13 protein-coding genes are annotated in these 13,112 nt (G+C 70.4%); 8 read left to right on the top strand and 5 right to left on the bottom strand.

The window, feature by feature from the left end; translation table 11 throughout:
* Positions 1 to 32: 32 nt before the first annotated feature.
* Positions 33 to 410: an RICIN domain-containing protein gene (locus ACW9TB_RS35675; protein ID WP_472752526.1), complete on the bottom strand. Its 378-nt coding sequence runs from the start codon at positions 408 to 410 to the stop codon at positions 33 to 35.
* A gap of 339 nt (positions 411 to 749) precedes the next feature.
* On the opposite strand from ACW9TB_RS35675, the gene ACW9TB_RS35680 reads away from it, so the two are divergent.
* Positions 750 to 1,562, top strand: coding sequence for an exonuclease/endonuclease/phosphatase family protein (locus tag ACW9TB_RS35680; protein WP_472752527.1), 813 nt, complete (start codon positions 750 to 752; stop codon positions 1,560 to 1,562).
* 203 nt (positions 1,563 to 1,765) lie between these two features.
* On the opposite strand, the gene ACW9TB_RS35685 is transcribed toward ACW9TB_RS35680, so the two are convergent.
* Positions 1,766 to 2,134 carry a hypothetical protein gene (locus ACW9TB_RS35685; RefSeq protein WP_472752528.1) on the bottom strand — a complete coding sequence of 123 codons (369 nt, stop codon included), beginning with the start codon at positions 2,132 to 2,134 and terminating at the stop codon, positions 1,766 to 1,768.
* A gap of 268 nt (positions 2,135 to 2,402) precedes the next feature.
* Here ACW9TB_RS35685 and ACW9TB_RS35690 point away from each other — a divergent pair, with 268 nt between their 5' ends.
* Positions 2,403 to 2,666: a phosphoribosyl-ATP diphosphatase gene (locus ACW9TB_RS35690; protein ID WP_012892448.1), complete on the top strand. Its 264-nt coding sequence runs from the start codon at positions 2,403 to 2,405 to the stop codon at positions 2,664 to 2,666.
* A 60-nt stretch (positions 2,667 to 2,726) separates the two neighbouring features.
* Positions 2,727 to 3,572, top strand: coding sequence for an ATP phosphoribosyltransferase (hisG, locus tag ACW9TB_RS35695; protein ID WP_472752529.1), 846 nt, complete (start codon positions 2,727 to 2,729; stop codon positions 3,570 to 3,572).
* 136 nt (positions 3,573 to 3,708) lie between these two features.
* Here the strand turns inward: hisG and ACW9TB_RS35700 are convergent, their stop codons facing one another.
* From ACW9TB_RS35700 to ACW9TB_RS35710, 3 genes are all read right to left on the bottom strand, one after another.
* Positions 3,709 to 4,560 (bottom strand): siderophore-interacting protein, encoded by an 852-nt coding sequence (locus ACW9TB_RS35700; RefSeq protein WP_472752530.1) that lies wholly within the window; start codon positions 4,558 to 4,560, stop codon positions 3,709 to 3,711.
* A 51-nt stretch (positions 4,561 to 4,611) separates the two neighbouring features.
* Complete coding sequence (locus ACW9TB_RS35705) at positions 4,612 to 5,940, bottom strand: aminotransferase class V-fold PLP-dependent enzyme (protein ID WP_472752531.1); 1,329 nt, start codon at positions 5,938 to 5,940, stop codon at positions 4,612 to 4,614.
* A 144-nt stretch (positions 5,941 to 6,084) separates the two neighbouring features.
* Positions 6,085 to 7,182 (bottom strand): EAL domain-containing protein, encoded by a 1,098-nt coding sequence (locus ACW9TB_RS35710; RefSeq protein WP_472752532.1) that lies wholly within the window; start codon positions 7,180 to 7,182, stop codon positions 6,085 to 6,087.
* Positions 7,183 to 7,313: 131 nt separating this feature from the next.
* On the opposite strand from ACW9TB_RS35710, the gene ACW9TB_RS35715 reads away from it, so the two are divergent.
* The 5 genes from ACW9TB_RS35715 (at position 7,314) to ACW9TB_RS35735 (ending at position 13,072) form a co-directional block, all read left to right on the top strand.
* The gene (locus ACW9TB_RS35715; RefSeq protein WP_472752533.1) at positions 7,314 to 7,970 is read left to right on the top strand and encodes an acVLRF1 family peptidyl-tRNA hydrolase; all 657 of its coding nucleotides are present in this window, start codon (positions 7,314 to 7,316) and stop codon (positions 7,968 to 7,970) included.
* Positions 7,971 to 8,233: 263 nt separating this feature from the next.
* A complete protein-coding gene (locus ACW9TB_RS35720; RefSeq protein WP_472752534.1) occupies positions 8,234 to 9,832 on the top strand; it encodes an ABC-F family ATP-binding cassette domain-containing protein in 1,599 nt (532 codons plus the stop codon).
* A gap of 114 nt (positions 9,833 to 9,946) precedes the next feature.
* Positions 9,947 to 10,162 (top strand): helix-turn-helix domain-containing protein, encoded by a 216-nt coding sequence (locus ACW9TB_RS35725; RefSeq protein WP_030904785.1) that lies wholly within the window; start codon positions 9,947 to 9,949, stop codon positions 10,160 to 10,162.
* A 133-nt stretch (positions 10,163 to 10,295) separates the two neighbouring features.
* On the top strand, positions 10,296 to 11,099 hold the full coding sequence (locus ACW9TB_RS35730; RefSeq protein WP_472752535.1) for an enoyl-CoA hydratase/isomerase family protein: 804 nt from the start codon (positions 10,296 to 10,298) through the stop codon (positions 11,097 to 11,099).
* 98 nt (positions 11,100 to 11,197) lie between these two features.
* Positions 11,198 to 13,072 (top strand): ABC transporter ATP-binding protein, encoded by a 1,875-nt coding sequence (locus ACW9TB_RS35735; protein WP_472752536.1) that lies wholly within the window; start codon positions 11,198 to 11,200, stop codon positions 13,070 to 13,072.
* Positions 13,073 to 13,112: the final 40 nt, after the last annotated feature.

A 13,112-nucleotide genomic window follows, 5' to 3' on the forward strand; every position in this document is an offset into this window, starting at 1 on the left:
TGGGCGAAGACGATTCCCCGCGTGGGTGACCACTACCGAGGCTGGTAGGCCCACTGCTGGTACGCGCCGCGGTTGCAGGGGTGGGTGTAGACCTCGTCGTTCCGGTTGCCGTCCAGGCAGAGGCCGGTCGCCTTGTTCCGGATCTCGTACACGGTGAACCCGAGCTCTCCGGTGCCGACGGCGGTCACCCACCACCGCTGGTAGTCGCCGCCGTTGCAGCGGTGACCGTAGGCGTCGCGCGCGTGGTTGCTGTCCAGGCAGCTCCAGGTCGGCGTGGACTGGACGATCTCGAAGTAGCCACCCTCCTTGGGGATGAAACGGTGGGTGAACATCGTGGTGGTGGCGAAGTAGTCGGTACGGGCGTCCTGCGGCCCGTTGTGATCGCCGTAGATGAGGTTGCCCCAGCTCACCTGGTTGGTTGGCCGGGACCGCGTGGGCCGGGCCGGCCAGGGCGAGCAGCAGCGTCAGTGTGCACGTCGCGCTGAGGGTGACGCTCACGAGAGTGCGTCGCGGGTTTGTCAATATTGTCATGTTCGGAGGTTAAGATGGCCTATTCGGGGCCGCCTGAACGTGTTGTGAATGCGGTGCGAACGTTGCGCAGCTGGTGGAAATTTACCTATATGTCTAGAATGTTTCGGGCTTCTAGCTATATAAACTGACAGAAGTGATTCGCTTCGAAAAATCCGGACAAACTAACAGTGATTCACATTATGCTGCCCGTATCCTAGATAAGAGGATAAATGCGCCTTTTGTGGTCTAAGCTTCGCGTTCTCGCTCGTCTTTCCCTCGTCGTCCCGCTGGTCATGGCCATGGCCGGGACCGCCTCCCCCGCGTCCGCCGCCTCCCCCGCGTCCGCCGCCTCCCCCGCGTCCGCCGCTTCCGCCGCGCAGAGTTACCGCGTCCTGCAGCTCAACCTCTGCCACAGCGGCGTCAACACCTCCTGCTTCAACGGGGCCAACGTCATCCAGGAGGCGCGCGACATCATCGCCGCCAGGCAGCCGCAGGTCGTCACCCTCAACGAGATCTGCCGCGACGACCTGGCCCAGCTGGCCCCCTCGATGGGCGACGGTTACCGGGTGTTCGCCCCGGCGCTGCGGCCCGACGGCACGCCGGTGCGCTGTGTCAACGGGGACGAGTACGGCAACGGGCTGATCTTCCGCGCCACCGGGGCGACGGGCTTCTCGGGCGTCTACGCCACCCAGGACGGCGGGAGCGAGCGGCGCGTCTACGTGTGCGCCGAGTTCGCCGACCTGACCGGCTGCACCACCCACCTGTCCACCACCGGGAACATCGCCATGGCCCAGTGCAGGGCCGCCATCGCGATGCTGCGCGACCGGGGCGCCGCCACCAGGCCGACCTTCCTGGCGGGCGACTTCAACATGAGGTACGCCCCGCTGTTCGGGCAGAACGTCCAGAACTGCAACTCCGCCCCGTTCTTCAGGAAGGGGGACGGGGACGTGCAGCACGTCTTCGCGGCGAGCATGGGCTTCGAGCGCACCGACGTCATCTCGATGAGGTACACCGACCACCCCGCGCTGCTCGTCACCCTGACGAAGCCCTGACGCGCCGCCCCGGACGGGGGAGGACCCGCCACACTGGCGGAGGCCGGGCGTACCACGTCCACGGGATCCACGGGGAGGGTGACGTGAGGGCGCTACCCGACGGCTGGACCCTTCACCGGGCGGGCGGGGGCCTGTCCCGCGTCCCGGTTCCAGTGGAGCGCGGACGCCTGACGCGGCGTCCGCGGACCTCCACAAGGAGTCACCTAGTTGGAGAGCCAGGCCATGGCCACGCTTCCGCAGTTGTACAGCTCCATCCGGTAGTAGCCGTACAGCCCGTTGATGTAGCCACTGGCCTGACGGAGTGTTCCCAAACGCCCCGACCCGACGATCGAGTTGGTGTCGGTGTCGCGGACACGCCAGCTGCAGCCATATACCGAAGGGCCGGTGTCGAGCCTCCAGAACACATAGTGGCCCGAGCTGTTGGCCTTGACGATATTCGTCTCACAATGGTTGGTGACGACGACGCATTTCGCGGTCGCGGCGCTCGCCGGTGACGCGACGGCCACGCTCACCCCTCCTACCAGCGCAAGAGCGGTCGCACATTTGGCCACATTCTTCAATGCGTTATTCATGCTTTTTTCTCCCTCAGGTTCACGCACCGGCCATGAAAGGACCGGCTCCGCGACGACATTGTTTTCGCGGAGTTGTGATCTTGGGAACCTGTAAGCTTCCAGGGTGCCGCCCGAGGTTGTGATCGAGGACCGGCGGGGCGTTCCCGGACGTCCGGGGAAAAGGGGCCGACAACCGGACGGCTCGCGTCCCAGAGCGTGGACCAGCACGCGGCCGGGCCGGATGGCCCGTTAGGCTTGACGGGCACATCCGACGACGCCGAGAGAGATCATGAAGACCTTCGAAGAGCTGTACGCCGAGCTGTCCGACAAGGCGCGCACCCGGCCCGAGGGCTCGGGCACCGTGGCCGCGCTGGACGCCGGGGTCCATGCCATCGGCAAGAAGGTCGTGGAGGAGGCCGCCGAGAGCTGGATGGCGGCCGAGCACGAGTCGAACGAGCGGGCGGCCGAGGAGATCTCCCAGCTCCTCTACCACGTGCAGGTCCTCATGATCGCCAAGGGGATCGGGCTGGACGAGGTCTACAAGCATCTGTGAGCCGGTGCGCCCGGCTTCCGGTCTCGTAGACAGTCCCGTCCACACGTAAGGAATCCCGTCATGCTGCGTCTCGCCGTACCCAACAAGGGCGCCCTCACCGAGGGGGCCCAGACGATCCTCAAGGAAGCCGGATACCGCGTCCGCAAGGACAGCAAGGAGCTCGTGGTCGTCGACCCGGAGAACTCCTGCGAGCTGTTCTTCCTGCGGCCCAAGGACATCGCCGTCTACGTCGGCGAGGGCACCCTGGACGCCGGGATCACCGGCCGCGACATGCTCCACGACTCCGGGGCGCGGGTCGAGGAGATCATCCCGCTCGGCTTCGGCCGCTCCACCTTCCGCTTCGCCGCCAACCCCGGCGACTTCGACTCCGTCGCCGACCTCAAGGGCAGGCGCGTCGCCACCGCCTACGCGGGCCTGCTGGAGTCCTACCTCGCCGAGCGGGGCGTCGAGGCCCGGGTGATCAAGCTGGACGGCGCGGTCGAGACCGCGATCCGGCTGGGCGTGGCCGACGCGGTGGCCGACGTCGTGGAGACCGGCACCACGCTGCGCAACATCGGCCTGGAGGTGTTCGGCGAGCCGATCATCCACTCCGAGAGCGTGCTGATCAAGGGCGTCGGCACCGAGGAGACCCCGGGCCTGCGGCAGCTCATCCGCCGTCTGCAGGGCGTGCTGGTGGCGCGCGACTACGTGATGATGGACTACGACATCCGCGCCGAGCGGATCGAGGAGGCCATCGCCCTCACCCCCGGCATGGAGGGGCCGACGGTCTCCCCGCTGCACCGGGAGGGCTGGGTCGCGGTCCGGGCCATGGTCCCGCGCAAGGGACACCAGCAGATCATGGACCAGCTCTGGGAGATGGGCGCCAAGGCCATCCTGGTGACCGCCATCTTCGCCTGCCGCCTCTGAGCGGGCCCCGCCTCCGCGTGAGCCCTGCCTCCGCGCGAAACCCCGTCTCTGGATGGACTCCGTCTTTGAGCGAACCCCGCCCGGCCTCGGGTACGGCACCGGGGACCGGGGAGGGGCGGTCCGGGCGTCGGGAGCGTCAGGACGAGAGCGCCGCGGCCTCCTCGGCCTCGATCCGCTCGTTCCACTCGCGCTTGGAGGAGCGCCACGCCTCGTCGTCGCGGCCCAGGCGCCAGTAGCCGGAGATGGAGAGTCTCGCCAGCGGGATCCCGCGCTCGGTGCGCAGGTGGCGCCTGAGCTCGCGGACGAAACCCGCCTCGCCGTGAACGAAGGCGTGTACGTCGCCGTCGGGGAAGTCGAGCCCGCGGACCGCCTCGACCAGCGCCTCGCCGTACGGGGCGTCCCCGCGGTGCAGCCAGACGATCCTCACGTCACCGGGGGAGTCGATCTTCTGCTCCTCCTCGGGGCCCTCGACCTCGATGAAGGCCCAGGCCGGGGCGCCCGCGGGGAGGCGCTCCAGGGAGGCGGCGATGGCGGGCAGCGCGCTCTCGTCACCGGCGAACAGGTGCCAGTCGGCCTCCGGGTCGGGCGCGTAGGCGCCGCCGGGGCCGAAGAAGTGGATCTCGTCGCCCGGCCGGACCCGGTCGGCCCACGGCCCGGCCAGGCCGACGTCGCCGTGGTGGACGAAGTCGATCGTCAGCTCGCCCGCCTCGGCGTCCCAGCGGCGGACGGTGTAGGTGCGGGTGGTGGGCCACTGCTCGCGGGGCAGGTCGCGGCGGATCGCCTCCGCGTCGAACGGCTGCGGATAGCTCACCCCCGCCGGGGCGAACAGCAGCTTGACGTAGTGGTCGGTGTACTCGTCCGCGCGGAACCCGGCGAGGCCCTCGCCGCCGACCACCACCCGGATCATGTGGGGGGTGAGCCGCTCGACCCGCTGGACCAGGCCGCGCGTCACCTTCGGTGTGCGGCGTTCGGCTCTCTCGTCTGCCATATGTCACTCCGTGGGGGTCTGAGGTTAGGTAAACCTAACTCGTACCATACGTCACCGGAGCGCGGCGACCGCCTTCACGGCCTGGTCCACCTGCTCGGGGGTGGTGACGATCCCGGTGCCGAAGCGCAGATAGACGTCCTGGTACGGGGTGGCGCTGGTGATGATCCGGTGGTCCCGGCGGAGCCTGCCCACCGCGGCGGGGGCGTCCACGCCGTCGACCGCGCAGCAGACCAGCCCGGCCGACAGCCCGGGGGAGACCGGGGTGACCAGGCGCACGTTGGGCAGGCCCGCGAGCCCCGCCTTGAGCCGGGTGGCCTGCTCGGTGATCCTGGCCGCCACCCGCTCCTTGCCGATCGCGGTGTGGAAGGCGAACGCCTCGCCCAGCGCCCAGCGGTGCTCGAAGCTGTGGTAGCCACCGGGGGTGTGCACGAGCCCGCCGGGGCCGTACGGCTCGTCGCCGGTCCCCGGGTCGACGGTCACGTTCGAGAAGGTCGCGATCACCGGCAGCAGGGCGTCCCAGGCCCGGCCCCTGCCCCACAGGACGCCGGTGCCCCGGGGGCCGAACAGCCACTTGTGGGTGCCGCTGGCCAGGAAGTCGCAGCCCAGCTCCTCCACCCCGTCGGCCATCGCGCCGAAGCCGTGCACCCCGTCCACGCACAGCAGCGCCCGGTCCTTGGCGTCCCTGGAGCGGTTGGCCTCGGCGACCATGTCGGCGATCGCCCTGACCGGCATCCGCACCCCGGTGCCCGAGTGCACCCAGGTGATCGCCACCACCCGCGTCCTCGGCCCGAGCGCGGCCTTCAGCCGGGAGACGATCTCGTCGGCGGAGGCCGTGGCCGGGTCGTCGTACAGGCGGGCCCTGCGGACCTTGGCGCCGGTCCTGGCGGCGAGCAGGCGCAGGCTCTCGTGGGTGGCGAAGAAGTCGTGCTCGGTGGTGAGCACGTCCTGGCCGGGGAGCAGGCGCATGCCGCTGTAGAGCAGGCCCAGGCCCATCGTGGTGCTGTCGGTGAGGGCGACGTCGGGGGCGTCGGCGCCCAGGTAGGCGGCGGCGGCCTCGCGCACCGGCCCCTCCCTGTCCTCGCCGTGCAGGTAGGCGTCGGTGTCGGTGTCGAGGCCGCGCCGGTGCTCCTCGATCGCCCGCCGCACCGGGGCCGGGTGGGCGGCGAGGACGTAGGCGGCGAACTGGGCGTAGGAGGGGTCGAGCGGGAACTGGGCCCGCACCGACTCCCAGCTGGCCGGGTCGAACGGCGGGGGCGGCGTCGCGGCGGGGGCGGCGGGCCCGTCGCCTGAGGTGCATCCGGCCAGCGCGGCTCCGGCTCCGGCCAGGAGTCCCGCGCCGAGCAGCCCGCGCCGCCCGACCCGGGGTCCGCGCTCGTCCATGCCGTACCCCTCGCCGTCGTCCCGCCCCGTGTGCCCTTCCTACCGTGATCATGCGCGCCTGCCAAGGGGGCGTGCCGGAAATCCGAATCTACAACGTAAAGGTGTCGGCGGGATGGACCGTTCCGCCCGCGGCCGGAGGAGGTCTCAGCGCTGCATGGCCGCGACCTGGCGGATCAGGTCGGCGACCCGGACGATGCCCATGCAGCGGCCCACCTCGTCGGTGACGACCAGGTCGTCGTAGACGCGCTCGGCGTCGCGGCCCGCGACCTGCATGGCCGCTATGGCGGGGGTGGTCTTGGGCACCGTGCGGGCCGGGTCGGCGAGCCGCCCGGCGGCCTTCTTGCCGTGCAGGGCGTGGCCGAAGCGCCCGGCGATCGAGAGCAGGAAGCGGCTGCGGTCGAGGCTGCCCCGGGGCCGCTGGTACTCGTCGACGAGGATCACGCTGGTGATGGACGGCTCGCTGCCGAAGGCGTCGATCACGGCCTCGGCGGTGGCCTCGAAGGGGAGGGTCACCGCGGGCATCAGGAACTCGTGGACGCGAGGGCCGAGGACGAACCGCGAGGGCTCCTGCTCGACGACCGGGAGCGGCACGTGCACCCGCCCCGACGGGCCGGGGACCAGCAGCGGGCCCTGGGCCAGCCGCACCCCCCAGCCGCGGACCGCGGTGAGCTGCGCCTCGTCCCGTATGCCGGGGGCCAGCACGTGCGCCCCCACCCCACGCGCGAGCCGCGCCAGGCCCTCGCCGATCGCGGAGCGGCGCGGGTCGCGGGGCACCTGGGCGATCAGGTCCGGTGAGATCACCGCCAGGTACGGCGCCGCGTCGGCGATCAGGTCCAGCGGGACGTGCCCGGTGCCCAGGTCGCCGACCGCGATGAGGTAGCCGATGGCGCGCAGCCCCTCCAGCCCGGTGAGCAGGGAACGGCGCTCGAACTGGGCGAAGTCCCCCCGTACGGTGAGGATCACCTCGCGGGGGCGTCGGCCTGACGCGCGCAGGGCCTCGTGGAGCGGCGCGAGCGCGGCCGAGCCGCCGATCACCGAGGACGTCGGCAGGGTGAGTACCAGGGGGAGCAGGACCTCGCTCGTGGCGACGTCACGCACCGTCTGGACGGTGGAGGAGATGTTCCCGCGCCCGCCGCCGTCGGCCTGGAAGGCGATGACGCCCCCGGTGTCGAGGTCGACGACGGGCGTGACACCCACGCCCGCCGCGGAGGACTGCGGGACGGCATGCGCTCTGGTCGTCACCTTCCGAGCATGGGGCATGCTTTACCGTCACAGAAGTAACGCACTGTGATGTTCACCGATATTTCGCTATTCGTTGGACTTGTCTGGTGAGGCCGTGTGTCCGGCGAGGTCAGCCGGTAGTGTCGCGTTCCATGACGTCGCGACCGGCCAAGGGTGGAGGCCGCTGGGTCTCCGTGGCGCCCGAGCGCCTGAACCGCTGGATCGACGGCTTCGTCGACCGGCACGGCCCGCCGAGCGTGACGGCCTCGGCCTCCGTCGTACGCCTCGAAGGCGCGGACGGCGCGGTCGCCGAGTGCCAGGTGCCGTTCCCGCCGCTGACCTCTTCCGGGGGCGGCCCGATGGCGCGCCTGGTCACCCACGTGCGCACCGAGCGCAGGATCGGCGTGCTGCTCGTACGGCTGGGCGGCCACGCGGCGGGGATCTTCCAGGGGGAGGAGCTGGTCTCCTCCAAGGTCGGCTCGCGGCAGGTCCACGGGCGCAGCGCGGCGGGCGGCTGGTCGCAGCGGCGCTTCGCCCGGCGCAGGGAGAAGCAGGTGGACCAGGCGCACGAGGCGGCGGCCGAGGTGGCGCTGCGCGTCCTCGGCCCGCACGTGGGGGAACTGGAGGCGGTCGTGCTGGGCGGGGACCGGCGCGCGGTCGACGCGCTGCGGCCCGACCGCAGGCTCGCCCCGGTCTTCGCGCTGGAGACCGAGCCCTTCCTGACGGTTCCCGACCCCCGGCTGGTGATCCTCAGGGACACCCCGGCCCAGTTCCGCGCGGTCCGCATCAGGGTGAGCGACCCGGCGTGACCGGGCCCGCGTGAGCGGGTCTCATGTGAACGAGGTCCGTGTGAACGCGGTCTGTGAGCGGGGCCCGCTTGACAGGGGCTCGTTTAATCGTGGAGAAGCCGGCCGGTGTCGCGCCGTACACTGATCGGTATGCGCACTCCCGATTGACCGTCGTCCCGATGAAGGCGAGACGGCCGAGCCGAGAGCCGGGAGACACAGGGCGCGGCGGGTTCGGCCACAGTGAAGCGAGCCTGTGTATTTCCTGCTGGGAGTGTTCTCCAACCATGATCGTAGCTTCTGACATCGAATTGCGGGCCGGGGCCCGGTTGCTCATCGAGGGCGCGTCCTTCCGGGTGAACCCCGGCGACAAGATCGGGCTCGTCGGCCGGAACGGGGCCGGGAAGACCACGCTGACCCGTGTGCTCGCGGGAGAGGGGTCGGCCGCCTCGGGCACGGTCTCCATCAGCGGCGAGGTCGGCTACCTGCCGCAGGACCCGCGCACGGGCGACCTGCACGTGCTCGCCCGCGACCGCATCCTGTCGGCCCGCGGGCTCGACCAGGTGCTGCGCGAGCTGCGTGATGCCGAGGCGGGCATGTCCTCGGCCGACGACCGCACGCGAGACCGCGCGGTCCGCGCCTACGGGCGCCTGGAGGACCGGCTGCACGTCCTGGGCGGGTACGCCGCCGAGTCCGAGGCCGCCTCCATCGCCTCCAGCCTGGGGTTGCCCGACCGGGTGCTCGGCCAGCCGCTGGAGACCCTCTCCGGAGGGCAGCGCAGGCGGGTGGAACTGGCCAGGATCCTCTTCAGCGGGGCGGAGACTCTCCTTCTTGACGAGCCGACAAACCACCTAGATGCGGACTCAATCGGGTGGCTTCGTGATTTTTTACGATCTCACCAGGGCGGCTTGATCATTATCAGCCACGACGTGTCTCTTCTTGAAGCGACGGTAAACCGCGTCCTGCACCTCGACGCCAACCGCGCGGTGATCGACACCTACAACGTCGGCTGGAAGGCCTATCTGACCCAGCGGGAGACCGACGAGAAGCGCAGGCGGCGTGAGCGCGCCAACGCCGAGAAGCAGGCCTCGGCCCTGATGTCGCAGGCCGACAAGATGCGGGCCAAGGCCACCAAGGCCAAGGCGGCGCAGGACATGCAGCGCCGCGCCGAGCGCCTGCTGTCGGGCCTGGAGGTGGAGCGGCGCGGTGACAAGGTCGCCAAGCTGCGCTTCCCCCAGCCCGCCCCGTGCGGGCGCACCCCGATCATGGCGGAGGGGCTGTCGAAGTCGTACGGCTCCCTGGAGGTCTTCACCGACGTCGACGCCGCCGTCGACAGGGGGAGCAGGGTCGTCATCCTCGGCCTGAACGGCGCGGGGAAGACCACTCTCCTGCGGATTCTCGGGGGCATCGAGGAGCCCGACACCGGCGCGGTCAAGCCGGGACACGGGCTCAAGCTGGGCTACTACGCGCAGGAGCACGAGACGATCGACCCCGGGCGGACCGTGCTGGAGAACATGCGCTCGGCCGGGGGAGAGCTTCCCGACGTGGAGCTGCGCAAGGTCCTGGGCTCGTTCCTGTTCACCGGCGACGACGTGGACAAACCCGCGGGGGTGCTGTCGGGCGGGGAGAAGACGCGGCTGGCGCTGGCCACGCTGGTGCTGTCGGCGGCCAACGTCCTCCTTCTCGACGAGCCCACGAACAACCTCGACCCGGCCAGCAGGGAGCAGGTTCTTTCGGCCCTAACGTCCTATTCTGGGGCGATTGTGCTCGTCACGCATGATGAGGGTGCTGTAGAGGCGCTACGACCCGATAGGGTGATCTTGCTGCCTGACGGAGTTGAAGACGCGTGGAGCGACGAATTTTCCGATCTTGTGGCACTTGCCTGATCTTAATTTGAGCGGGTACGGATCTTTTCCCGTGGAGTAGGTAGCCGATCTCGCTGAAATGACTGATCATGGCGTGTGTAACGCTGCGGAAGTCTGGCACTACAGGAGGTACTCGTGGCCGAGACTCTGAAGAAGGGCACCCGGGTTACCGGGGCCGATCGTGAAAAACTGGCCTCCGATCTCAAGAAGCGCTACAGCGCGGGTGAGAGCATCCGCGCCCTGGCCGCTTCGACCGGCAGGTCGTACGGGTTCATCCACCGCATCCTGAGCGAGTCCGGTGTGACTCTGCGCGGGCGCGGCGGCGCCACCCGAGGCAAGTCCAAGCGCTGACCCCGCCTCGGAACGCGCGACCGCAGCCGCTCGTCCCCCACGCCGACACCGTCCCCGCCCGGACCTGTAGAACCTCATTCTGGAGAGTCGATAGGCTCGGGCGAGGCGGACACCGAAGGTGGGAGAACAGGCGATGGCGGAAGTGGCGTTCGGGGGGAGTGCGGAGGAGATCTCTCTCAAGGAGGTCGGTCTGCGCTATGAGGTGGACGGCGAGATCGCGACGATCACGCTGGACCGTCCGGAGAAGCGAAACGCTCAGACGTTCGCTACCTGGTCGGCTCTGGCTCATATCGGTGACGGCCTGCCGCAGCAGGTGAGGGTCGTCGTGATCAGAGGTGAGGGGCCGTCCTTCTCGGCTGGGATCGATCTGAGGATGTTCACCCCGGAGGGGGTTCCAGGGCAGGGGTCGTTCGCGTCCTCCGCGACACTCGACGAGGCCGCCTTCGCCGAGCGGGTGGCACGGGCCCAACGGGGTTTCCTCTGGCTGAGACGTCCCGGCATCGTCTCCGTGGCAGCCGTTCAGGGCCACGCGATCGGTGCGGGATTTCAGCTGGCGCTCGCCTGTGACCTGCGGGTCCTGGCGGACGACGCCAAACTGTGCATGAAGGAACCGGCCCTCGGGCTGGTCCCCGACCTGACCGGCACCAAGCCGCTGGTCGACCTGGTGGGCCTGTCCAGGGCCATCGAGATCTGCCTGACCGCCCGCGTCGTGGGGGCGCAGGAGGCGGCCAGGATCGGCCTCGCCGAGCTGGTCGTCGCGCCGGAGGAGCTGACGCAGGCCGTACGCGACCTGACCGACGCGCTGCTGGCGACCAACCGCGACGCCGCGACGGCGACCAAGCGGCTGCTTCAGGGTGCTTCGGGGCGCACGCTGGAGGAGCAGTGCGCGGCCGAGGCGCGCGAGCAGGCCGGGCGCGTCAGGGCGCTCTTCGGATAGGCCGTCCCGCGCCCCTCTCCGCGGAACGGGTGTTCGCCCCCAGCTGACAGGGGAATGATCGCGCTTCTCCCGGTGCTCGCATCGGGAGAGGAGGCCGTATGGCGATGATGGGCGGGGGCCTCGGCCCCCAGGCGATGCTCTCACTGCGGCGCGACAGGTCGGTGACCAAGCAGCGTCTCGCGCCGGGCACGGTCAGACGCATCGCCCGCTACGCACAACCCTTCTCGCGGCAGATCGCCGCCTTCCTCGCGCTGGTCGTGGTCGGCTCGGTCATCGTGATCGCCAACCCGCTGCTGATGAAGGCGATCATCGACGACGGCATCGTCGCCGGGCGCCAGGGGGTGGTGGTCGCCCTCGCGCTGGTCATCGCGGGCCTGGCGGTTGCCGACGGGGCGCTCACCCTGGCCCAGCGCTGGTTCTCCTCGCGGATCGGCGAGGGCCTCATCTACAACCTGCGCACCGAGGTCTTCGACCACGTCCAGCGCATGCCCGTGGCCTTCTTCACCCGCACCCAGACCGGCGCCCTGGTCTCCCGGCTCAACACCGACGTCATCGGCGCCCAGCGCGCCCTGACCAGCACCCTGTCGTCGGTCGTGGCCAACGTGGTCATGCTGGTGCTGGTGCTCGGCGCCATGCTGGTGCTCTCGTGGCAGATCACCGTCGTCGCCCTCGTGCTGTTACCGGTCTTCGTCCTCCCCGCGAAGTGGGTCGGCGGGAAGATGTCCGGGCTCACCCGCGAGCAGATGGAACTCGACGCCGAGATGAGCACCATGATGACCGAGCGGTTCAACGTCGCCGGGGCCATGGTCGCCAAGCTGTACGGCCGCCCGGCCGACGAGACCGCCGCCTTCGGCGGCAGGGCGGGGCGGGTGCGCGACGTCGGCGTCACCGTCGGCATGTACGGGACGGTCTTCCGCGTCGCGCTCGGCCTGGTCGCGGCGCTGGCCACCGCCCTGGTGTACGGCGTGGGCGGCGTGCTGGCCGTCTCCGGCGTCTTCGAGCTCGGCACCCTGGTGGCGCTCGCCGCCCTCCTGATGCGCCTGTACGGCCCCCTGACGAGCCTGTCGAACGTGCACGTGGACGTGATGACCGCGCTGGTGAGCTTCGACCGGGTCTTCGAGGTCCTCGACCTGCGGCCCATGATCGCCGAGAGTCCCGGCGCCCGGCCCCTGCCCGAGGGCCCGGCCTCGGTGGAGTTCGACGACGTCCGGTTCCGGTACCCCTCGGCGTCGGAGGTGTCGCTGGCCTCGCTGGAGGCGGTGGCCCGCCCCGACACCGGCCCCGGCCACGAGGTGCTGCGCGGCGTCACCTTCACCGCCCGCCCCGGCGAGATGGTCGCCCTGGTCGGCCCCTCGGGCGCGGGCAAGACCACCATCACGGCCCTGGTCTCCCGCCTCTACGACGTCAGTGAGGGCGCGGTCCGCGTCAACGGCCTGGACGTGCGCGACGCCACCCTGGCCTCCCTGCGCGACACCGTGGGCGTCGTCATGCAGGACGCCCACCTGTTCCACGACACCATCGGGGCCAACCTCCGCTACGCCAGGCCGGGGGCGACCGACGAGGAGATCTGGGAGGCCCTGCGCGCCGCCCAGATCTCCGACCTGGTCCTGGACCTCCCCGAGGGGCTGGAGACCGTGGTGGGCGACCGGGGCCACCGGCTGTCCGGTGGCGAGAAGCAGCGGCTGGCCCTGGCGAGGCTGCTGCTCAAGGCGCCCCGCGTGGTCGTCCTCGACGAGGCCACCGCGCACCTCGACTCCGAGTCCGAGGCCGCCGTCCAGCAGGCGCTGAAGGTCGCGCTGGCCGGGCGCACCTCGCTGGTCGTCGCCCACCGGCTGTCCACGATCCGCGAGGCCGACCAGATCCTGGTGATCCAGGACGGCCGGGTGGTCGAGCGGGGCCGCCACGAGGAGCTGCTGGCCAGGGGCGCGGTCTACGCCGAGCTCTACCGGACCCAGTTCAGCCGGACCTCCTGACCTCCCCGGGCCCGGCCCGGCTCCGAGTGGATCTCCCGGT

The organism is Streptosporangium sp. H13245 (assembly GCF_055690525.1).

Coding starts and splice junctions, on each gene's coding strand:
- ACW9TB_RS35685 (WP_472752528.1), bottom strand. CDS start 2,134: ATGAATAACGCATTGAAGAATGTGGCCAAATGTGCGACCGCTCTTGCG.
- ACW9TB_RS35690 (WP_012892448.1), top strand. CDS start 2,403: ATGAAGACCTTCGAAGAGCTGTACGCCGAGCTGTCCGACAAGGCGCGC.
- hisG (WP_472752529.1), top strand. CDS start 2,727: ATGCTGCGTCTCGCCGTACCCAACAAGGGCGCCCTCACCGAGGGGGCC.
- ACW9TB_RS35700 (WP_472752530.1), bottom strand. CDS start 4,560: ATGGCAGACGAGAGAGCCGAACGCCGCACACCGAAGGTGACGCGCGGC.
- ACW9TB_RS35705 (WP_472752531.1), bottom strand. CDS start 5,940: ATGGACGAGCGCGGACCCCGGGTCGGGCGGCGCGGGCTGCTCGGCGCG.
- ACW9TB_RS35715 (WP_472752533.1), top strand. CDS start 7,314: ATGACGTCGCGACCGGCCAAGGGTGGAGGCCGCTGGGTCTCCGTGGCG.
- ACW9TB_RS35720 (WP_472752534.1), top strand. CDS start 8,234: ATGATCGTAGCTTCTGACATCGAATTGCGGGCCGGGGCCCGGTTGCTC.
- ACW9TB_RS35730 (WP_472752535.1), top strand. CDS start 10,296: ATGGCGGAAGTGGCGTTCGGGGGGAGTGCGGAGGAGATCTCTCTCAAG.
- ACW9TB_RS35735 (WP_472752536.1), top strand. CDS start 11,198: ATGGCGATGATGGGCGGGGGCCTCGGCCCCCAGGCGATGCTCTCACTG.